Genomic DNA, 21,191 nt, shown 5'->3' on the forward strand with positions numbered 1-21,191 from the left:
GTGAAAAAATTAAATTCATGCTGTGGAACAAGTTTTTCGCTGGCTTGACTTTGGAGGTCGCATGAACCAAATAGAGCCCACACCACACAGCCGGAGAGGTGGCAGAGTGGTTGAATGCACTGGTCTTGAAAACCAGCGGGCGTGGAAGCGTCTCGTGGGTTCGAATCCCACCCTCTCCGCCATCTATCTTTATGATAGATAAAGCAAAAGAGCCCACCTTTATGGTGGGTTTTTTGTTGTCTTACTTCTGAAGGCACGCTCCCGGTTCAGCTAGTTTCCCGCTGCCCCCCCAATCAAACTCTCTATACTGGCCATCAATAAACGAGCGGTTGGAAGTGTTTAGCTCGTAGCAATCAAAGAATGCCTTAGCGAGATCTACCTAATGGACAGGTGAATATGGTGACGCCAGACTGTCATTTTATCCGCGGGGATTTTTATCATGAAGCGATTGAGCTTAGCTGGTGCTTTAACCTCCTTATTTGTGTTGCCTGTTGCTGCACAGACGGCTGAGGAAATGATCAAAGAGATCTTCCTGGTCGATACGATGGATAACTTTTGCGATATTGGCATCAATCATGAGCGGACGTTGGACTATATTCGAGACAACAAGCTCAAAGCGACTCCTCATTATATTGTGCTGGTTCAGGAAAGCATTCGTCTGGCAGGAGAAGTGCAACACACACTGGAAGATGCAGAGGAAGACGCAAGCGGAGTTGTGTGCATCCAATTGAGTGAGCGAGCGAAAGAGCTGGGTCTTGTGGTGAGGTGAGCTAGAGGCGTCTTGCTTGCCTGCAATAAAAAAGAGCTGCAATCGTGCGATTGCAGCTCTTTGTGTTTGTTGAAAATACCAAACTTTTAGTCTTGCGAGATCATTGCCGCAGTCATCAGACGATAGGTGATCTGAGCTGCCGTGAAATCCCATGCGGCATTTCCATCTGGCGCCAGTTCAACCACGTCGAGACCAACGCATTTGCGGCCTTTTAGTGCATGCTCTACCAGGTGCAATGACTGGTAATACCCAAGGCCTCCCGGTACTGGGGTCCCTGTTGCTGGCATCTGAGAGGGATCGAGGCCATCTACGTCAAAGGAGATGTAGATGTGCTCAGGAAAGTCCTCTGGCAGGTCAACAGTGTGCAGCCCTTTGGTGACCAGTTCTTCTGCGTCGACAAAAAATACTCTGTTGTCTTTGCGGCTGTCCATCTCCTGCTGGCAAAGCGCGCGAACGCCGAACTGAGCCAGAGAGTTCCCCTCTTCTACTAGGAGGTTCATGACAGAAGCATGGGAATGCTTTTCGCCCTGATAAGCGATGCGAAGATCTGCGTGCGCATCAATTTGCACAATGCCTACTGGCTTGCCGAGAGCACGGGCCACGCCTGAGACTGCGCCGTAGGACAAAGAATGCTCACCCCCCAGAGTGACTGGAATTTTGCCTGTTTTAACCGCGTCTTCTGTACGTTGAGCGAGGCGTTCCATAACTTCTGGCAGAGGTCCGTCGCAGTCGACTGGGCTTTGCGTTGCAATGCCGGAAGCGCATGGCTCAACGCCATTACAGCCGCGCTCCAGCTCATTGCTTGCCTCAATAATGGCTTGCGGGCCTTTTAGTGTACCTGAGCCGTATGAGACGGTGCGTTCCAGTGGGACCGGAATAATTGTGAAGAGAGCGTCTTCTGCTTTGCGTTCTGCTTCAGTCAGCTCACTGTCAAGAAAAACAGACATTTCGTACCTTTAGGAAAGACGGTTCAGGAAGTCGCTGTAAGAGAACTCGCGAATGATTTTAAGATCATCGCTTTCAGAGTTCCAGAGCGCGATTGCTGGCAGAGGGACACCATTGAAGGTGTTGGTTTTCACCATGGAGTAGTGAGCCTGATCAAGGAATGCGAAGCGATCACCAACACTCAGCGGCTCTGCCCGTGTGTAATCGCCGATCACGTCGCCTGCGAGGCAAGAAGGGCCGCCAAGGCGGTATGTGTGCCCCTCCTCCACTTCGTTCAGCATGGCCGGGCGATAGGGAGCTTCGATCACATCCGGCATGTGGCAGGTTGCGGAAATGTCGACAATCGCCAGTTTCATGGTGTTTTGGGGCAGATCCAGCACTTCACCCACCAGAATGCCAGCATCCAGTGCAACGGCTTCGCCCGGTTCCAGATAGACTTCCAGCCCTGTTGTTGCCCGCACATCCTTGATGAAGGCAATCAGCGCTTCGCGGTTGTAGTCTTCACGGGTGATGTGGTGGCCGCCGCCGAAGTTGATCCATTTCAGTTGTGAGAAATATGGTTCAAGCTTGTCTTTTATCGCTTCCCACGTGCGCTGGAGCGGTTCGAATTCCTGCTCACACAATGTGTGCATATGAATGCCGTCAACGCCCTTCATTACTTCTGCATTTAACTGCGAGATTGGGAAACCCAGACGAGAGCATGGGGCGCATGGGTCATACTTCTCGACCTCTCCTTCAGAGTGCTCTGGATTGATACGCAGGCCTACGTCTACATTTTGCTCAGCAGCGCGGATGTTTGGAAGGAAGCGATCTTTTTGAGCTGGTGAGTTGAAGATCATGTGGTCGGTATAGCCAATGATCTCATCAATCTCGCTTGCTTTATATCCAGCGCAGAACGTTGCAACTTCTCCGCCGTATTCCTGCCGGGCAAGGCGTGCTTCATAAAGCCCCGATGCACAGGTACCATCCAAATATTCGCGCACCACTGGCGCTAGCGCGAACATGGAAAAAGCCTTCAGTGCAGCGAGGACATGAGCGCCTGAGCGGTCTGCTACGTCCTTAAGTACAGAGAGGTTGCGGCGAACCGCAACCTCATCAACGACAAAACAGGGACTTGGCACACGGGAGAGATCAAACTCTTTGAAGGCCCCCGCATCACCAGCCTGTGTCTGCATCATTTCTGCCATGAGCTTAGAACTGAACCGGACCGTCGAGCTCATGAACCTGCCAAGGCAGGCCGTGCTCATTCAACATGTCCATGAAGTTGTCTGGGTCCAGCTGTTCCATGTTCCACACGCCCGGCTCATTCCAGTTCCCTTTCAGGATTTGGGCGGCACCAATCATCGCAGGCACACCGGTGGTGTAGGAAACAGCTTGAGAACCTACTTCTGCATAGCACTCTTCGTGATCACAGATGTTGTAGATGTAATAGGTTTTTTCGCCAGAGCCGTCTTTTGCCTGACCCGTTGCAATGTCACCAATGCAGGTCTTGCCTTTGGTCAGCTCGCCCAGATCGCTCGGATCTGGCAGAACGGACTTCAAGAACTGCAGCGGGATGATTTCCTTGCCTTCATGCATAACCGGCTCGATAGAGGTCATGCCGATACCTTCAAGCACGCGTACGTGGTTGATGTATGCATCGCCGAACGTCATCCAGAAACGCGCACGTTCAATTTCGGTGAAGTGCGTTTTCATGCTTTCCAGTTCCTCATGGTACATGAGGTACATGTTTTTCTCGCCAACGCCTGGGAAGTCGAAAGCAACTTTGTGGGTCATTGCAGGTGAGCTGATCCAGTCGCCTTTTTCCCAATGGCGCGCATCTGCCGTTACCTCACGGATGTTGATTTCCGGGTTGAAGTTGGTTGCAAATGCCTTGCCGTTGTCGCCGCCATTACAATCAAGAACGTCGATCTGACGGATGGTCTCGAGCTTGTGCTTTTTAAGCCATGTTGCGAAGACAGAAGTAACCCCTGGATCAAAACCAGAACCGAGGATAGCTGTCAGCCCAGCTTTTTTGAAGCGTTCCTGATACGCCCACTGCCAGTGATATTCGAACTTTGCTTCGTCTTCTGGCTCGTAGTTGGCGGTGTCCAGATAGTTGATGCCTGCTTCGAGGCATGCATCCATCAGCTTCAGGTCCTGATAAGGCAGCGCCAGGTTCACCAGCAGCTCCGCGCCACTCTCTTTGATGAGTGCGACAACAGCGGCGACGTCCATCGCGTCAACTTCAGCGGTCTTGATGGTAACGCCAGTCTTTTCCTTCACGCTTTTTGCAATGTCATCGCACTTGAACTTGCGGCGAGATGCGAGCGTAACTTCGGAGAAGATGTCCGAATTCATTGCCATCTTGTGTACGGCTGCGGAGGAAACACCGCCTGCGCCGATTACCAGAGTCTTACTCATGTCTATTCCCCGGTCCTTGGATTATTCGTAATAGGTGTAGCCGTTGATGCTGTCGCGGTAAGCGGCAACCAACGTGCGTCGATCTGCGTTCTTTAGTGTGCCGGCGGAAACCGCCTCATCAATGAGTTTGCGGAAGGCATCTACGCAGTCGCGCGGATCATACTCCACATAGGAGAGAACCTGTGAAATCGTATCGCCCTCAACTTCCTGAAGTAGATCAAATCCACCGTCAGCTCTCAGGTCAATTGTTGCGACATTGGTGTCGCCAAATAGATTGTGCAGGTCACCCAGAGTCTCTTGATAGGCCCCTACAAAGAAAACGCCAAGATAATATGGCTTGCCTTCTTCCAGAGTGTGCACTGGTAGTGATGGTGAGATGCCATCTGCCAGAATGAACTTGTCGACTTTGCCGTCGCTGTCACAGGTGATGTCAGAAAGAACGGCGCGTCGGTCTGGTGCTTCGTTCAGGCGTTGTAGCGGGACAATTGGATGGAGTTGGTCAATTGCCCAGACGTCTGGCAGCGACTGGAAGAGAGAGAAGTTACAATGGTAGATATCTGCCACTTTCTCCAGCTGTTCGTCGATCTCAGGCGCAACACCTCGTGGTGGGGCCAGTTCCTTAATCTTGGACATGAGGTGCAGATAAATGCGCTCAGAACGGCCCATCTGACGCAAATCAATATATCCACGCCGAAAAAGTGCGCGCAATTCATTGCGGTAGAATGAAGCGTCGTTCAAACATTCCTGAAGCCGCTCTGCATTGAGGTAACCTTCCACAGCTGCAAGATCTGAGACCATGTGGTGGTCATCTTCTTCAGGCTTTGGTGCGGTTGGTGCATCAAACAGAGTTGCTTCGAGCACGTTGAAGAGCAGCATTGAGGATGTGGCCACTACTGCACGGCCACTTTCGGTGATCAATGTGGGGTGGGTGAGTTCCGCCTCATCCATCGCATAGGCGACAGTTTCGACCACATTGGAGCAGTATTCTTCGACCGAGTAGTTGGTTGAGTTCTCAATCGCCTTTTTCTCACCGGTGTAGTCAACACCAAGGCCGCCTCCCAGATCTAGATGGGTTAGTTCGGCCCCTTCCCTCGTCAGCTCAACAAAATAGCGGCAGGCTTCACCTACAGCGCGGCGGACATCGTTGACGTCTGGTACCTGTGAGCCAAGATGGGAGTGCTGTAGCTTCAAGCAATGTATCAGTTTCGCATCGCGCAGCTTATCGATGACCGCGACCAGCTGATCGGTGTTCATGCCAAATGTGGACCGATCACCTGAGCTTTCTTCCCACTTGCCGCCAATCTGATTGGTAAGCTTTACTCGCACACCAAGTAGAGGCTCTTCGCCGAGCTCTTCGACCACGCTAATGACGGTATCGAGTTCTTTTGGGCTTTCAAGCACGATGATGGTGTTGAAGCCCAATTTGCGAGAAAGAATTGCGAGGCGAATGAACTCTTCGTCTTTTACGCCGTTACAAACAATGAGAGCGTCTTTTGGCAAGCGGTGCGCAAGGGCAATGACAAGCTCGGGCTTGGAACCGGCTTCCAGACCGTAGGAGTAAGGACGGCCAAACTCAACGATACGATCAACGACTTGCGCCTGCTGATTGACCTTGATCGGGAAAACACCGCGATACTTGCCTTTATAACCGACGCGTTTGATCGCATCTGTCATGGAGTTATTGATGTGAGCGATTTCGTTTTGCAGAAACGAACTTACGCGAAGTAAGAGCGGAGAATGGATACCACGTTGTTCAAGGTCGTGAACGATCTCCGGCAGACTCACCTTGGGAGCGTCCGGCATCAAAGGATTACTAAGTGCAATATCGCCGTTTGGCAGCACAGAGAGAAGATCTTTACCCCAGCGCCCCATACCGTAAACAGCATGGGCGGTACCTTGATTATTTGGCAACCATTTATCCCCTTCCAGAAATGATTTTGCCCCATTTACTCATGGTCTACTCATCTGACAAGCCCAATATTGGTGTTCTAAACACCAGAGGTGAGAGAACAGGTGCACAAGTCACTTTTTGCCGAAACTAAATCTACAACCTGAGATTTAAGTAGAAGCGCTACTTCAGCAATTTTAAAGTGGAATATGGTTGGCTAAAGACAATGCAGATGCTCTCTCCCCTATTTCTTGCGGATATCTCATTTGCTTATTTATTTGCGATCAATCTAGTCATAGATTAATTGCACTAACTGGAATAACTCTCCACGGGATTATGTTTTTAGTGACTGCAGAGCGACCATGACTTGGCAACAGCGGCTTCAAAAACTACGAAAACAGAATGACCTAACGGTCAAAGATTTAGCTCGACGTGCAAACGTTGGTTACGACAATCTTTATAAGATCGAAAAAGGTCTAATTGATAATCCTCGCGGGGAAACTCTGGGAAAGTTGGCGCAAGCTCTTGGTGTCAACGAGCAGTTTCTTCGTTTTGGAATTCACGGTGTCAATGATGTCAGTTTTCTCGAAGACGCTGAAATTCTAAATGAGATGGAAGAGCATGCGAAGCAGACTGATCTGGATTTAATTGATCAGGCATGGACACAGGCGTTAGAAATTGAAGCGCAGGTGTACGGCTCAGGCAGTAAAGGGCCTATGAACTTCGTGTCCATGATGTTTGCTCGTATTTATCACGAGATGCTGAAACGAAATGAGCAATAAGTAGCATTAACTTGCGAACTTGCCGTCTCTTTGGCACTGTTGTTAGAAATTCAAAATCTATTTTCCAACAACTTGTTACATTGCGTTCTTAATTGAATGTCATGCCTCTCGCTTTTCGTCAATCTCGTTTTGAGCTCAATTCCTTCCGTTTAATCTTCTCATTTATTGTTGGGGGAATTTACCTAATTCCTATCTGTTGATATGCAGCTTTTTTCTCTGATTTTTTGCCTTATGAATTTAACTTAGTAATTGTGCATACGTCATGACTGTGTCTTTTTAATCTCAGGTAAATCTTGATTAAGATATTGTATTTCAAAGGCTAATTGTCTTTAATGTTGCGCCTCTGTTTTTCAACTTTTAATGTGCATTACTCAGGTTACTTAAAACTTGAGTTTATTTACCTTTCCAGCTGTTGAAATCTACGATATGGATTTATTATCCAATTCAACTCTAATTTGTGCTCCCTTCTTGATTATATGAAAGGCGCATAAGGATTGGACATAATCAGGCTGTTCGTCTGAGTTGGTATTTTTACATTTGCTTTTAGTTCTCTAGTTGAAAGAACTCTTATGCCCATCGACTTAAATCGCGCTGAACATTCAAACGAAGTAGATAGTCAACATTCGACTGCGCGGCATGATATTTTTGAAGACCTCTTGAAAACAGCGAGCATGCATACTGCGGATACGACTCCTGAAGTCGATTTTTTGAACTTGCTGACTGCGGGTATGTCTTTTGGTGAGCCTGAACTTGGTTCTATTGTTAAGCATAGGAGCACCGAAGAAGTTGGTTTTATTTGCGGTGAAACCACACTTATTTGCGGGCACCGTGCACTCAAGTTCAGACCTTTTGACAGCTCTCCAACGGAAAGTGTGACGTGTGATCCTGATGAGCTGATTGTGGTTGGAGATCCGGATTTGAGGGTTGGCTATCCGCAACGTTGCAAATACTGAAGCGACATTCCATTCAATGGAAACAGTAGACAAAACGCTCCATTTCTGGAGCGTTTTGTTTTTTCAGATTGCATAGGCTGGGCTAGTTGCTTGAAGCATCACTGAGTTCGAACTCAACTGGCTTGAGCACGTACTCATCAGGAATTTCTGCCAGTTTTACAACCTGACCACCGTTTTCAGAGGAAAACTTCTCAGCGCCCGCTTGTGTGCCGAATGGAATAGCCTCCGGTGCCCCCATGCCGCCGTTCTGCGTACTTTCAATGACGAAAAATGCTGCATCGGCATCAACCCAGTTGTTGTTGCCTGGCTGCTCCCAGCTCTCTGCATTGTCCATATCGTTTACGTAGATTGCAACGTAATCTTTGGACTCTTCAGGCAAGCGAGTGAATGCAACAGCATCGCGCACCTGTGAGAACCAGAGCGGGAATGGGCTTCCTGCCAGGTGGATTTGGGCTTTGGGGCCTTCATGGTCGAGAACCGTCATCTGACAGTAAAATCCTGCTGCCTCGGCATTCAGTTCCATCGCTACTGGCTTGATTACTTCTTCTTTTTCCTGACATGCTGCCAGAAGCAACGTGACACCAACGACTACGAATAGTTTCTTCATCATGGGGAAACCCTTTTAAGCAGTAGGATTGCACCAGACATCGCAACACCCGCAAATGCGAAGATGGATGCAAGAGCTGCGATTGGTGGGAATGGAAGACTTTCAGCAACACCCGCCATACCGCCGACCATAGCGTTGGCATCGAGTGCTGAAAGGTTGAACAGGCGGAAAGCATCTGCAGGGTTTGCCAGTAGAGCGAATGGGAACACGCTGGAAGCAAAGAAGCCTTCGCTATCAGCAACCAGAGCGCCGAGCAGAGCCAGATCATAAAGAACGATCAAAACCAGCCAAATTCCGATTGCCATTGCAGCTGCTGTTGTCACCTGACGCACAAGTGAGCTGACGATGTACCCAAGAGACAGGAATGCAAAGCCTAGGATAGCTGAGGTTCCGATCAGTCGTGCAAAGTCTATAAAGCCACTGGTGTCGCCGCCGCCGGTTGCTGCCAACATCATTGCGGTTGATCCGTAGCCAAGTGTGAGGGCTAGCAACAAAACGCAGATATGTCCGACAGCCTTGCCAATAAGGAACTCGCTTCGTGTCATTGGCGAGGAGAAGATCAGCAGCAAGGTGCCGCGTTCGATTTCACCTGCGACAGCATCAAAGGCGAGCAGCAGAGCGATCAACGGAACCAGATAGACTGACAGGCTGGACAGAGAGGCCACAGTGATTGTCATGCGGCTTACATCGAGTGTGCCCGCAGGAGCTGAACCGAGCAAGGCCAGTGCCATTGAGAACGCGCTCAGGATCACAACAGAAAGCAGGATCCAGCGATTACGTAAGCCGATCCGGAATTCTTGTTGAGCTACAGTGAGGATACGTTGAAACATACCTTATACCTCCCCTGCACTATCTTCGAGATCTGCTTTTTCTGAGAAGTGCTTATACACATCATCAAGCGTTGGCAAATGGACATCGATGTCTTCGATCATTGCGCCAAGACTGGTGACCGCAGCGATTCTTGCGATCTTGTCTTCGTGTGCGCACATAATTTCTACCGAGCGGCAATTGACCGGAGTGCCACCCAAGCGGTTCGCCAGTTGCTCAGCAGGTTCTTCTTTCGACTTCACCTTGAGGCGGATTGGTAATCTTGCTGCAGTCCGCAAATGGTCAAGCGTATCGTTTGCGACCAGCTTGCCTTTGGACATGATCAAGATGCGATCAGTGCGAGCTTCCATTTCCGTCAATGCGTGAGACGACAGCAAAACTGTTGCTCCATTCCCTGAAATCTCAGTCACCAAATCGTAGAAATTTTGTCGAGAAATCGGGTCAAGGCCACTTGTTGGCTCATCAAGAAGGACAAGTTTTGGTGTCCCAATCAATGCTTGTGCCAGCCCCAGACGTTGACGCATGCCTTTTGAGTAAGTCCCAACGCGGCGTCTTCCTGCTTCTGCAAGTCCGACCCGTTCGAGCAAACCAATGGCTTTTTTTGCATCTTCGCCTTTTAGTTTTGCGTAGTATTTGAGAACTTCGACACCTGTCAATGTTCTTTGAAAGGCAACAGATTCGGGCAGGAACGCAGTAGATGCGCGTGCTTTGTCACTGCCAGGCTCTGCGCCTAAAACTTCAATCCGTCCATCTGTTGGGGTTAGAAAGCCAAGTGACATCTTAAAGAATGTCGTTTTCCCTGCCCCATTGTGTCCGAGGAGCGCAACCCTCTCTGCGCTTCCCAGTTCAAATGAAAGATCTTTTACAGCATCCCGTCCATCGAAGGTCATGCGGACGTTTTCAGCTCGAAGAACTGTATTGTTCATCTTCTTGCTCCTACCTTCGGCATTGCTAACTCTGGCGCATGCATCAATGGCTTTGTGTCCACGATTCCGCCTGGCAAAAGCGCCGGAAACTGAGACTGCGTCCAACTTAGGAGTTGAACAGCAGGACTTCCGGTAAGCAGCTTTGCAGCGGGTTGCGTCCAGAGAATTTGATCGACCATGTCGTTTGGCCGGTAGGCGGTGTCGGCTACTCCATCACCGTTCATGTCAAAGGCTGAGTGGTCGCTCCAGAAGTTTCCGCGACCTTCATAGGTCCACTCCAGGTGACGTGTGCCCACGTACTTGACCTGAGTTTTGTTTCCGATGAAAGCATTGTTGGAAAACTTATTTTTGGCGGAACCAGCCGTGAAATGAACTCCAATCTCACAACGCTCAAACGTATTTCCGTCGACTTTGTTTTTGTTGGCGTTGTACATAAACAAACACTTTTCAGGGGAAGCCTTTACATGGTTTCCGGTTATCACAGCATTGTTTGCGTAGTTCAGCATCAAGCCATGATCGCGGTCACCATCTGAAACATTGTTTGTAATGGTGAGTTTGTCGGAAAACATGAGGGCGTAGCCAATGTGATTGTCTACTGAGATGTTGTTGGAGATAACTCCTTTGTTGCCATACATGTAGTGCACGGCAAAGCGAGTATTTTCAAAATAATTATTTCTGAAAGTATCTTTTGGACTTGTGTTTACAAACACACCGTCCCTACCATACTTGATGGTGTTGAACTCCACCATAAGTCTTGGTGAGTTCCATACATAGATGCCGTTTCCACGCTCATTCGGGCGCAGATCGCGACGTCCTTCAATCAGATTATCGGCAACATAAGCATCGTCTGGTCCGTGTACATCGACACCTACCAGATTGTTGAGGAACTTATTGCCTGTAATTCGGGCACGATCTGCTTTTTTTGTCAGCTTCACGCCTGAATCAATTGTTTGGTTGGAAAGACCTGAACCGGTAATCACCAGTCCATCGACGACCACATCTGGTGCTTCGACAGTTATTACTGAGCCTTTGCCATTGCCTTTAAGCTCTGCGCCTGGCTCTCCTTTAAGCACCAAAGACCGATCGATGATGACCGGTCCCTGATGAATTCCAGCAGAAAGGCGCAAAACGTCTCCGTCCTGCGCCTTTTCTAAGGCGCGGGCTAAGGCATCAGGCTGTGCAGGAACAAGGATCTCAGCGGCGTGAGCAGAAACGCTCACGCCAACCAAAGCCGTCGCTCCCAGCAATGTTTGCCAGAACAACCTTGTCATGCCCGCTGCTCCCTTATGCGTCGCGAGGCTCAACGAACATACGACCGCGCATTTCCATGTGCAGTGCGTGACAGAACCACTGGCAGTAGAACCAGTGAACACCTGGACGCTCAGCAATGAAGGTTACAGATGCAGTCGCCTGAGGGGCAACTTCCATCGCCACACCGTAGTTGGAGATACAGAAGCCATGTGTCAGATCGTCAATGTCATCAATGTTGGTGACGTAAACGGTGACTTCATCGCCCTGCTTCACGGTGAACTTCTCAAGAGAGAAGGTTGGAGCTGCAGAGTGCATGTAAACGCGAACTTTGTTGCCGTCGCGGATTACGTGTTCTGCTTCTTCCAGATCAACACCATCAGCTTTCGCCTGTGCAACCGCATCAGCGAATGTTGGGTCGTTACGATCCCAAACAGAAGCTGGGTTCACAAGAGAACGGTGAACGATGATGACGTCGTGTGGCTCAGCAAAGGTTGGGCCGTCATGGACGATCTTCATTTCGTCGCCAGAAATGTCGATCAGCTGCTCGTTTTCTGGCTTCAGAGGGCCAACGTTCAAGAAACGGTCTTTGGAGAACTTGTTCAATGAAACAAGCCATTTGCCGTCCGCGTCCAGAGTTTCACCCATGGAAGTGTGGTTGTGGCCTGGCTGATAAGCAACATCAATCTTGGAGTGGATTGGGTCGATATCTTCACCAGCGTACTGACGGATCGCTTTGTCGATGTCCCACTTAACCATCTGGCTGTCGAGGAACAGTGTGGTGTATGCGAAGCCGCGGTTATCGAATGCTGTGTGGAGAGGACCGAGGCCCAGCTCAGGTTCTGCAACAACTGCGGAACGTGGATCTGCACCATCAAACACTGCATCCAGCTTGTCCACGTCGATAACGGAAACTGTTGGAGACAGCTTACCAGCGATCATAACGTGTTTTTTGTCTGGGCAAGTGTTACAGCCGTGTGGGCTGTTTGGCACTGGAACGTATGCGGTGTACTTGGAGCCTTTACGGCCATCAAGTACAGGCACACCATTCAGCATCTGGTAGTCGCCGTTTTTAACGCCTTCTTCGATGCGTTTGATGTTGAAGACAACACAGTGGTCCATTTCGGACGCAGTCATCTCTGCCAGGTTTGTACCCATTTCTGAGTTGTAGCTGGTTGAGAATGCGTATTTGCCCTGATAGTCCGCATCACAGTTATCCAGGTTACCGGATACAATCACCTGCCATGCAACTTCCATGGTGTCGCCGTCGATTGCGGAGAAGATACAGCTATACTCTTCTGGCTTATCAAGGATTTTGCCATCGTTTACGAGTGGAGCTTCGTGCTCACCGTTTGCGAAGACATAACCTGTGCGAGGCCATTTTTGAGGACGCAGACCATGGATGTCATGTGCATTTGGCACTTCGATGATCTTGTCAGCTTTCATGGTGTCGAGACGAACACGTGCAACGCGTGTGTTTGCCTTGTCGTTCATGAACAGGTAGCGACCGTCATACTTGCCGTCGGTGAAGGACATATGTGGATGGTGAAGGTCACCATTGTCATATGTATCCATATTATGAGCTGCAAGGAACTCTTTGGTTTCTGGCAGAAGGTTTTCTGTCAGGATTTTTTTGGATTCGTTGGTCTGGCCCCAACCGGTTGCAGAACAACGGTTGAACACAGGAACGCGCATCAGCTCACGCATGGACGGGATACCCAGAATGCGCAGCTCGCCAGCCTGACCGGAAGACCAGAAGCCGTAGTATTCGTCCAGGTCACCTGGAGCAACGTGGAAATCGTTGCCTTCTGCTGCCTGTGCAGCAGTGATGCCGCCAGTTGCGCCAGCAACTGCTACCGCGCCCAGACCTGCAACAGCAGCTGTTTTAGCAGTACCACCGAGCAATGCACGGCGTGACAGACCTGTCTCTCTTTTATCAGTCATGAAAGTCTCCCTTGATACTTTCTAGTAGATTTGGCTTAAGCCGGTTGTTTGACGGAAGTGCCCTTTTCCGTCTTTGAAATACCCGTCTGCGCTTCGAATTTCTTGCGCTTGGCAAGCTTCTTAATGCAGACCGGACATTTGTCGTCGCTCTGATACAAGACCTGACAATGCAGGCAGTTCAGACATTCGTTTGGATTGATGTTGCCCTCTGGATGGATCGCTCCAACCATGCAGTCCTTTTCGCAACGAGCGCATGGATTGCCGCACTCTTTGTAGCGCTTCAGCCAGTCGAACATGCGTAGGCGTGCTGGAATGGCGAGCGCTGCACCGAGCGGGCAGAGGTAACGGCAGTAGAACCGTTCGATGAATAGACCTGCAGTCAAAAGTGCCACTGCGAACAGGACAAACGGCCATCCGCGCTGGAATTTCAAAATGATCGCGGTCTTGAATGGTTCAACCTCAGCATAATGCTCAGCAACTGCCAGTGAGTAGAGTGACAGGCCAAACAGAGCGAGGAAGATCATGTACTTCACAGCCCAGAGGCGCTCATGCAATCCCCACGGCAATGATACCTGAGGAACTTTGAGGAACTTGGCGATCCTGTTGGTCAGTTCCTGAAGCGCACCAAATGGGCAGAGCCAGCCGCAATATGCGCCACGTCCCCAGAAGATAAGCGCTGCTGCAACGGCGAACCATAGCAGGAACACGAGTGGATCCATCAGGAATGCTGTCCAGCTGAATTCTGTTGTCAGCGCTGAGAAGAGTGCCAGAACGTTTACAACAGAGAGCTGTGCGTTTTCCATCCAACCCAGCCAGACCAAAACGAAGGTGAGGAAGCCAATACGGAACCAGAAGGTGAATTTCTCTGACTTGGCAACTTGCATCTGGAAGAAGAAAACGCCGGTCAGGATTGTAAGAGCAATGCCCAGGATTGCGATATCAACCTGGCGATCGTTCCAGATGCGCTGCCAAAGCTCAACGCGGCCGTTTTCTGCAGGAGCGGCAACTGCGCCCTCTCCATTCCCTGCATCCGCCACGGCAACGGGCGCAACCTCAACCTTCTTCAGGTATTGTGGTGGCAACTGATAGCCCAGATCAAATGTCAGGAAGGTTTTTTCAATCGCACCAATTGTACGGTGAACAAGAAGCTGCAGTCGAAACGGTTTGCTTGGATCGAAACCAGAGTCTGCAGGAATGGTGAACATGTCCAGTTCTTTGAACGTTGGCGCATCACCTGCTGCCACAACGCCGAGACGTTTGTGTTGACGATCTCTGAAGCGTACAGAAATATCATCTTGAATCAGCTGAATACGATCAAAGATGCCACCACGAACGTAGCCTGTTCCTTTGAAAGAATAGCGACCGCGACCAAGAACCACGATTGCATGTTCACCCTCTTTCAGTCGTTTTTTCAGATTGGCATACTCTGCGTCTCCCAGGATCGTGCGACCTACAGATGGGACGTCAGCGAGCGCCATAAACATATCGACATAAGAGTCAGTTTCAGGCCCCTTCTCAGGACGCTTGATGGCTTTGGGGTTACCTTGTTCCACAAACGCAGCGTTAACCTGGCCGACGTCGAGCGTCAGACGGCGGATGGAGCCATCTCCGGTCATTGTCATCCAGTCGGAGACTTCTGTCTTGTCTGGATCAATGACAAATTTTGGGCCAGTGTCAGCAGTAGCGCCTTTGAGGCCACCAATTCCGAGGGTGCGAGCCACTCTCAGGCTTGCTCTTACAACGGAATCATCAATCACCATAATGGTGACAGTCGCGCCGGAAATGATATCAAGCTCGTGAGCAGACCCGCCCTGCTCTGCTTCTTTCTTGATATCGAGACCAGCGTAGTTCTCGGTGATCTTTTTGATCTCGCTATCAGGGATACCGATCAGAACGATTGGTTCTGCGTGTTTTACCAGCTGAACGCTTGTAAGCATGCCTTCAGGATTGATACCAACCAACGTATCAATAGGCTTGCCGGAATACCCTGTTGTGGAGACGAGATCGGTGGTCAGGAAGACCCAACCTAGAACGTCATCGCCAGCCATTGCGGGCAGCACTGCGATATCCTCGCGCAGCGCACCATACCTGTCGGCCTTAGGGAAGAACTTAGTGACCTCAACTTTTTTGGCAAAGTCGAGAACACGGCTTGAAGAGTCCGACGCAGCTATCGCGATGTTCGACGCACTGAGAAAGAACGTGAAAATTAGAAGGAAGACAGTGCGCAACCTGAGAGCTCGCATTTCCGAGAAACCTTATCTCGCATGAAAAATATACATTAAGTAGGTGCGCTTATTCGGAGGTGAGTTCTTTGCGACAGATCAAAAAGCAAACTCCACTAATCGATCAAAACGATCCTCTCCACAGTATTTAGATATTTCACAACTTTTGATTGATTTTGTGGAGATGTACTCTGACGGGGTATCTGCTTGTGTTATTTAAGTAATTGTTTTTGTTGATGTTATTTGATATCGGCGTTGACATCAAAGAGACACTAGAGCTCTCACCTTGACGTGAAAATACGTAGCGCGACGGGGTTTAGGTTGTAGTTCTACTGAGGAATCGAGACAATTTGCCCTAGTACGTAAATCGGATTGCTCGTTAGTTTAGATGAGGGCGACGCGTTGGCAGGTGTTTCTGTGCTCACTGATACTTGATTGAATTTGGGCGAGGCCGATTGCCACTATCTTGAAGGGGAAGGTATTTGAAGAGTGTTGCTTTCAGAACGTTCCAGAGTGCGATTGCGGCTCCGTGTGGAAAATCGAAAAAAGCGCTTGCGCTAAGCCCCTGCAATCCTTAGAAGACCCCTCACAGGCAGCGACCCAGCGGTCACCGCCTAAGAGCCCGTAGCTCAGCTGGTAGAGCAACTGACTTTTAATCAGTAGGTCCACGGTTCGAACCCGTGCGGGCTCACCATTTAACCTCATGGTATATAAAGAGGTTTAGCAAAGCTCCCTCCCGGGAGCTTTTTGCATTTGGGCCTCGTGTCAGCACTATGTCAACAAATGAGAGTGTTTCAGAAGCCGATTTTGCTCTCACAATGCCCTCAACATCTTCTCTAATTTAGCTCTGGAAAAGCTGTGAATGTCGTCATAGTTGTCAGAAGCTAGGTATTCTGCGGGGCGGCAACCATCGGTAACTGTAAGAGAGTCGTAAGCAGTTGTATCCGCCTCGAAGCTAACTGTATCCAACACTCCCATAAGAGAGCACCGATGCCATCAACCCTCATAAGTTGCGCAGCGGCTCTGACACTTATATGTAGATGAAGCGTGCCACGCGACACCTTCAACAATTTTGCGCTGAAAAGACTATTGAGGACGACAATGGCTACTGCAGGCAGATCAATTCGCTTATTCCTTGTAGACGGTAGCCCCTCAGGCGTTCTGACAGCAGAAATAATGAACTGGACCGGCCATATCCTGTACGGCCCGAGAACCCGTTTAAAAGACCTTCTTGATCGCGATGAACTTGCACGAACAGGCGTGTATCTGCTTGTCGGCAAAGACAGCAATTTATCACCTGCACCACAGGTCTACGTTGGAGAGACCGACAATGTCAAAAGTCGCCTGCTTCAGCACAACAAAGACACAAGTAAAGATTTCTGGGAGTACACATGCATTGTCACAAGCAAAGACCAGAATCTTACTAAAGCTCATGTTCGATATCTCGAAAGTCAGCTGATTTCGATCATACAAAGAGAAGCCCGCGCAACGCTACTAAACGGGACAGCACCTGATTTTGATTACCTCCCCGAAGCAGACATCGCTGATATGGACTACTTCCTAGAGCAACTTCGAGTAGCGCTTCCAAGCATTGGGTTAGACTTTCTTCGAGAAACCCCAAAACGTGTCGAGTTTCAGCCTCAGCTGGAAACTTCCGACGTATTGTCTGATGAGAAAAGAGCAACTTCATTGCGTCTTGTTCAACGCAACATACAAAGCAATTTAAGAACACGCCCTACCCTTGATGGGGCTTCTAGCCCAGTTTTTGAGATAAAACGGCCAAATCTTGAGGCAGCAGCAATGGAGTTGGAGGGGAGCTTTGTAGTACTAAAAGGGTCTGAGGCTAGAAAAGATACTCGGCCTTCAATTGGCTCTAACGTAAAATCAACAAGAGAGCAGCTGCTTCATGCTGGCAAACTGGCTCCTTCGAAAAAAGTGACCTTTGGGAGTTTCAAGAAGATATTGCATTCGGCAGCCCAAGTGCCGCATCACAAGCCGTTTATGGGACAAGCCGAAATGGTAGAGTTGATTGGGTCATACAAGGTACCGATCAGACCTATGCGAGCTGGCAAGAAGAGCAACTTCAGGATATTCAAATAGAACCTGCACAATAAGCACCTTTCCTTGAACTCATATCGACAGAAGCTCGACCTAAAAAAGGCCTGAGAAGCATCACGCTTCCCAAGCCAGAATATTCCGTGAGAGGCAAAGCCTCTCTTCATTCCGTATTTTTAGTCTTTGGAGACTTCCAGCGCACAAGGTTCGAGCAGCTCGGAAATCTTCTCGCTACTTCCCTGCACATCTTCAATGTGATTGCGCACAGTATCAAACAGTGTCAGCAACGCTTCATATTCCTGTGTGTGCTCCATGCGCTCACTCAGAACCACACTCATAGAATAAACTAGATTTTTTAAGGTGGCTGACTGAGAGGCTAAGTTGATCCACTTCGTTGCGAAGGGACGTATGGGCACATTTCTCTTTACCAGTATCAGTCATCATAAAACCTCCGTTACAGGTTTGCTGAACAAACCACTCAACAGAAGACTTCTGACGGCCCACTGGTGAGCGGGAGGTTCAGAACCTGGTAACGCAGGCGGGTTTATTCCCCCGTGAAGGGTATTGTATTCACCGCCCTCCCGCCCATAAGCGAGAGTTGCGTTTGGAGAGCTAACTCCAGACACAAAAAGACCGCAGAAAACGGCTGCGGTGCCGTGTTACCGAGGTTCTGACGCCTCAAGCTGACCATGCGATGTATGAGACAAGGTGTCAATGCAGGGAAACTGAATTCCTCCACAAACCCATGGGATTAACTGGGCCAAACTAGACGATGTAAACTGAGAACAACAACATGAACATCAAGCCCTCGCGAAAACCACATAGCCGCTCGCACCGTGATCTCGAACTACCCGTAGGCAGATAAAAGCCTGAGAAGGACCCGCGATGCTTGAGAGAGGAAGACGCTATATCACATCCAGATAAATCAGCCGCCTTGCCCCCGTCGCCTTCTTGGTTACCTGTATCCGCTTCTGCCTCAACAGCGGTGCTGCCCGTTCCACCGCATTGCCAAACGCATTCACCTTTGTCGGCCAAAAGCGTGATGATCTGATTTGATCACTCACAATCATGTTGAGCTCTGCCAGCAGTTCAGTTGCTGTGCCCACCCAGCTCTCACCACCTTGCCGAACCATGAGAAACTCATGGAGAGCTACCGCAATTGGATCACCTTCAAACGCAGCTTCCGCCGTGCCGCGCCGATTGCTCTCATAAGCCTCCAGAAACTCGTCCTCTTCCCAACCAAGGCCTGAAGAGGCAGCAACCATCAACCGGGCAAAGTCTGCCATGCGAGGGTGGCGATCCAAACGCACACTCTCAATATTGCGAATGGCTGTGCTCAACGCATCCAGCAAAGCGCCAAGCATACGCGGTTTGAGCTGCTCCCATTCCTGCCAGAACAGCTCTTCCGGCTGACGGCCCACCTCATCAATCCGCTTGAGACGAACAGAAAGTGCCCGCTCTGCCAGATCAGCCCGCTCAGTCAGCGCCGGAATGCCATTAAGCAGCACTGGCCGCGCTCCTTGAAACCAATAGGCATCGCCATCTGTATGCAATTTGCGAGAGATAAACCCACTCCCCGTCGCCATCCGGCAAATCGCATTAGAGAGCCAGCCTTCCATTTTCGAGACATTGTCGAAGTTGAGCACATGCCCGTTTTGCGCCATCACCATAAGATCACGCTCATCCTTGGGAAGAGAGGACGCAGAAACCGCACAGGGATCTGTAATCGACCGCAACAGCCGCGCCATAGTGCTCTTGCCACTGCCTTGCTCTCCTCCAAGAGCTAAAACCGGATAGCTACGACTACGCCCCCACAAGCACGCCACCATCCAACCAAGAATGAGCTTACAGTTCTCCTCCTCCGCATTGATGAGGTGGCGCATCTCTTCAATCTGGTACCCTTTTTCAGGCACAGGTAACGGCGACATCGTCTGCTTGCGGATGAACTTGACGGGAGGATTTTGCACTACTTCCCAACCGTTCCGGCTGATACGGATCGCTTGCCAGTTCTCATCTGCCAGATCGAACCAGCTTTCCCCATCCTGCCAGCCAGTACGCATAAAGGGCGCATGGCAAGCGCCCTGCTCCAACGCCCGTACCTCAAATACCCGCAAGGCATCACTTAGGTTTTGCGTTGAAGGTGCAAGCCCGGTCTTTTCATAATATCGCCCCACCAGCCAACGTTTGAAACTTTGGCTCTCAACCGGCCAATGTTCATTGTGACCATTCACCAGCACAGTGGCAAAGGCATCCTTTTGCGGAGAATGCCACAGCTCCAAATCCTGCGCGACCGAAAGCAAACTCCCACCGCGCGCACGCGGCTTAGCTTCGGGTTCTGCCTCGTCCTCTACCTCAGAAGACAATGCGAAGGCTTCAGCTTGTTCTGATGACCACCCATCAGCCAAGGCGTCAGCAGCATCCCAACCTTTGGAAACATCATCCGGCGGCACAAAAACCGTTACAGATGCAGCCCCAACTCTCTCAAGGCAAACAGCAACATCAGTGGCAAACTTCAGCCCAGCCTCATCCGCATCAGGCCAGATAAAAACCTCACGCCCGATAAGAGCAGACCAGTCCGCTTTCTTAGCTGCATTCGAGCCACCGGGCGAGCTGATACAAACATGTTTCAGCAACAATTGCCTTGCAGCATCAGCGGCCTTCTCCCCCTCAACAATAACAATCGGCGCATCTGGAGCTTTTGCCAAAAGATCCAAACCATACAGCGGCCTAGGTTGAGGCCACGTCTCCCATCGCCATTTCAGTTGCTCTCCAACTTGGAACGAACACAGCGGTCGAAAGCTCTTGCCCTCCCCATCCATATCAAACCGACAGACATATCCAAGCACCTCGCCCGCTGCATCACGATATGTCCAGCACTGCGAAGGAACGCCTAATTTAGGATGGAAAGCAGGTGGTTCTGGTGCCTCATCTGACACCGGCATCACAATCGCCTTTTGTGGCTGTATTCGATTGGATTTGGTTGCTTGGTCTGTTTTGATTGGAGCAAACGGATCACTCATAAGCATCCACTCCAATCATATCCGCAAGATTGCATGCAGCTTGCTTCTGCGAGAGCGAAAACAGATAGGCCCCAAGGCTGATAAAATCCCGTCCGCCTTCACCGGTGGCAAAATCACACCACAAGCCTGAAGCTATATTGGTCTTGAAGGAGCCAGCCCGTCGATCCACCCGGCGCGGGTTCTTCACGGTATACTCGCAGCCACAAAGCCGTCCACCGGGGAGCCACTGCCTGCAGATCGTATCACCATGCAATAAAGCAGCTTTGGCTATGTGCTGGAAATCAATGCGAGGCCGTGGCTTATTGCGCGATCTCATGACCTTGCCTCCACTTCACTCGTGGAGCTGGCCAAATGGGCTTTAATCCAGGCCTGAATATCAGAAGGTCGATACCTTACCGATTTTCCCAGCTTCACGAAACTTGGCCCACCGCCACGCCTGTATGGTCCTTATAGAAATTCCAAGATAATCCGCCGCCGCCGCCTCTGTAATCAGAGCATTCTCAACGCTGTTCAGTTCCGTCCTCATAACCATCATCTCCGCTCATTTGCGATGCGGAAATGTTGTTTGGATTCCACCGACAGAAATAGGTGACACGATTAT

The 21,191-nt window shown here is 50.1% G+C and carries 17 protein-coding genes and 2 tRNA genes; 6 read left to right on the forward strand and 13 right to left on the reverse strand.

The genetic code is table 11. The features are described 5' to 3' along the window. Nucleotides 1–92 precede the first annotated feature (92 nt). Together BM231_RS19045 and BM231_RS19050 are read left to right on the forward strand one after the other, a co-directional pair. A tRNA-Ser gene (locus BM231_RS19045) sits at nucleotides 93–182 on the forward strand. Between the two features lie 257 nt (nucleotides 183–439). Further along, entirely contained in the window at nucleotides 440–769 is a 330-nt protein-coding gene (locus BM231_RS19050; RefSeq protein ID WP_093521828.1) for a hypothetical protein, read from the forward strand. Between the two features lie 86 nt (nucleotides 770–855). On the opposite strand, the gene speB is transcribed toward BM231_RS19050, so the two are convergent. The 4 genes from speB to speA are packed head-to-tail and all read right to left on the reverse strand — an operon-like array spanning nucleotide 856 to nucleotide 6,028. Then, on the reverse strand, nucleotides 856–1,716 hold the full coding sequence (gene speB, locus BM231_RS19055) for an agmatinase (protein WP_093521830.1): 861 nt from the start codon (nucleotides 1,714–1,716) through the stop codon (nucleotides 856–858). A gap of 9 nt (nucleotides 1,717–1,725) precedes the next feature. After that, nucleotides 1,726–2,934, reverse strand: coding sequence for a carboxynorspermidine decarboxylase (nspC, locus tag BM231_RS19060; protein ID WP_208860495.1), 1,209 nt, complete (start codon nucleotides 2,932–2,934; stop codon nucleotides 1,726–1,728). Continuing rightward, entirely contained in the window at nucleotides 2,906–4,117 is a 1,212-nt protein-coding gene (locus BM231_RS19065; protein WP_093521834.1) for a saccharopine dehydrogenase family protein, read from the reverse strand. Before BM231_RS19065 ends, nspC begins: the two co-directional genes overlap by 29 nt. Before the next feature lie 21 nt (nucleotides 4,118–4,138). Continuing rightward, nucleotides 4,139–6,028: a biosynthetic arginine decarboxylase gene (gene speA, locus BM231_RS19070; protein WP_093521836.1), complete on the reverse strand. Its 1,890-nt coding sequence runs from the start codon at nucleotides 6,026–6,028 to the stop codon at nucleotides 4,139–4,141. A gap of 339 nt (nucleotides 6,029–6,367) precedes the next feature. Here speA and BM231_RS19075 point away from each other — a divergent pair, with 339 nt between their 5' ends. Continuing rightward, nucleotides 6,368–6,787, forward strand: coding sequence for a helix-turn-helix domain-containing protein (locus BM231_RS19075; RefSeq protein ID WP_093521838.1), 420 nt, complete (start codon nucleotides 6,368–6,370; stop codon nucleotides 6,785–6,787). Nucleotides 6,788–7,443: 656 nt separating this feature from the next. Next, nucleotides 7,444–7,740, forward strand: a complete 297-nt coding sequence (locus BM231_RS19080) for a hypothetical protein (protein ID WP_139226369.1) — start codon at nucleotides 7,444–7,446, stop codon at nucleotides 7,738–7,740. An 82-nt stretch (nucleotides 7,741–7,822) separates the two neighbouring features. Here the strand turns inward: BM231_RS19080 and BM231_RS19085 are convergent, their stop codons facing one another. Genes BM231_RS19085 through BM231_RS19110 form a run of 6 tightly spaced genes read right to left on the reverse strand, consistent with a single transcriptional unit; the run spans nucleotide 7,823 to nucleotide 15,536 of the window. Beyond that, nucleotides 7,823–8,350, reverse strand: coding sequence for a nitrous oxide reductase accessory protein NosL (locus BM231_RS19085; RefSeq protein WP_093521842.1), 528 nt, complete (start codon nucleotides 8,348–8,350; stop codon nucleotides 7,823–7,825). Then, a complete protein-coding gene (locus BM231_RS19090; RefSeq protein WP_093521844.1) occupies nucleotides 8,347–9,177 on the reverse strand; it encodes an ABC transporter permease in 831 nt (276 codons plus the stop codon). Before BM231_RS19090 ends, BM231_RS19085 begins: the two co-directional genes overlap by 4 nt. Before the next feature lie 3 nt (nucleotides 9,178–9,180). Continuing rightward, nucleotides 9,181–10,101 carry an ABC transporter ATP-binding protein gene (locus tag BM231_RS19095; RefSeq protein ID WP_093521846.1) on the reverse strand — a complete coding sequence of 307 codons (921 nt, stop codon included), beginning with the start codon at nucleotides 10,099–10,101 and terminating at the stop codon, nucleotides 9,181–9,183. Further along, on the reverse strand, nucleotides 10,098–11,372 hold the full coding sequence (locus BM231_RS19100; protein WP_093521848.1) for a nitrous oxide reductase family maturation protein NosD: 1,275 nt from the start codon (nucleotides 11,370–11,372) through the stop codon (nucleotides 10,098–10,100). Before BM231_RS19100 ends, BM231_RS19095 begins: the two co-directional genes overlap by 4 nt. A 13-nt stretch (nucleotides 11,373–11,385) precedes the next feature. Then, nucleotides 11,386–13,293 carry a TAT-dependent nitrous-oxide reductase gene (gene nosZ, locus BM231_RS19105; protein ID WP_093521850.1) on the reverse strand — a complete coding sequence of 636 codons (1,908 nt, stop codon included), beginning with the start codon at nucleotides 13,291–13,293 and terminating at the stop codon, nucleotides 11,386–11,388. 35 nt (nucleotides 13,294–13,328) lie between these two features. Then, nucleotides 13,329–15,536 carry a NosR/NirI family protein gene (locus tag BM231_RS19110; RefSeq protein ID WP_093521852.1) on the reverse strand — a complete coding sequence of 736 codons (2,208 nt, stop codon included), beginning with the start codon at nucleotides 15,534–15,536 and terminating at the stop codon, nucleotides 13,329–13,331. A gap of 597 nt (nucleotides 15,537–16,133) precedes the next feature. Between BM231_RS19110 and BM231_RS19115 the strand changes: the two genes are divergently transcribed. Both BM231_RS19115 and BM231_RS27550 read left to right on the forward strand, forming a co-directional pair. Beyond that, nucleotides 16,134–16,209 (forward strand) — tRNA-Lys (locus BM231_RS19115). Between the two features lie 1,267 nt (nucleotides 16,210–17,476). Further along, the gene (locus tag BM231_RS27550) at nucleotides 17,477–17,629 is read left to right on the forward strand and encodes a DUF4357 domain-containing protein (protein ID WP_425287825.1); all 153 of its coding nucleotides are present in this window, start codon (nucleotides 17,477–17,479) and stop codon (nucleotides 17,627–17,629) included. 117 nt (nucleotides 17,630–17,746) lie between these two features. On the opposite strand, the gene BM231_RS27220 is transcribed toward BM231_RS27550, so the two are convergent. The 3 genes from BM231_RS27220 to BM231_RS19130 all read right to left on the reverse strand — a co-directional run bounded on the left by BM231_RS27220 (nucleotide 17,747) and on the right by BM231_RS19130 (nucleotide 20,906). Beyond that, nucleotides 17,747–17,908 carry a hypothetical protein gene (locus BM231_RS27220; RefSeq protein WP_193757812.1) on the reverse strand — a complete coding sequence of 54 codons (162 nt, stop codon included), beginning with the start codon at nucleotides 17,906–17,908 and terminating at the stop codon, nucleotides 17,747–17,749. Nucleotides 17,909–18,475: 567 nt separating this feature from the next. Beyond that, nucleotides 18,476–20,590 carry a DUF6371 domain-containing protein gene (locus tag BM231_RS19125; RefSeq protein WP_093521854.1) on the reverse strand — a complete coding sequence of 705 codons (2,115 nt, stop codon included), beginning with the start codon at nucleotides 20,588–20,590 and terminating at the stop codon, nucleotides 18,476–18,478. After that, nucleotides 20,583–20,906, reverse strand: coding sequence for a hypothetical protein (locus BM231_RS19130; RefSeq protein ID WP_093521856.1), 324 nt, complete (start codon nucleotides 20,904–20,906; stop codon nucleotides 20,583–20,585). Before BM231_RS19130 ends, BM231_RS19125 begins: the two co-directional genes overlap by 8 nt. Nucleotides 20,907–21,191 lie beyond the last annotated feature (285 nt).

The sequence above is a fragment of the Pseudovibrio ascidiaceicola genome (genome assembly GCF_900114245.1).
In the GTDB taxonomy this organism is placed as follows: domain Bacteria; phylum Pseudomonadota; class Alphaproteobacteria; order Rhizobiales; family Stappiaceae; genus Pseudovibrio; species Pseudovibrio ascidiaceicola.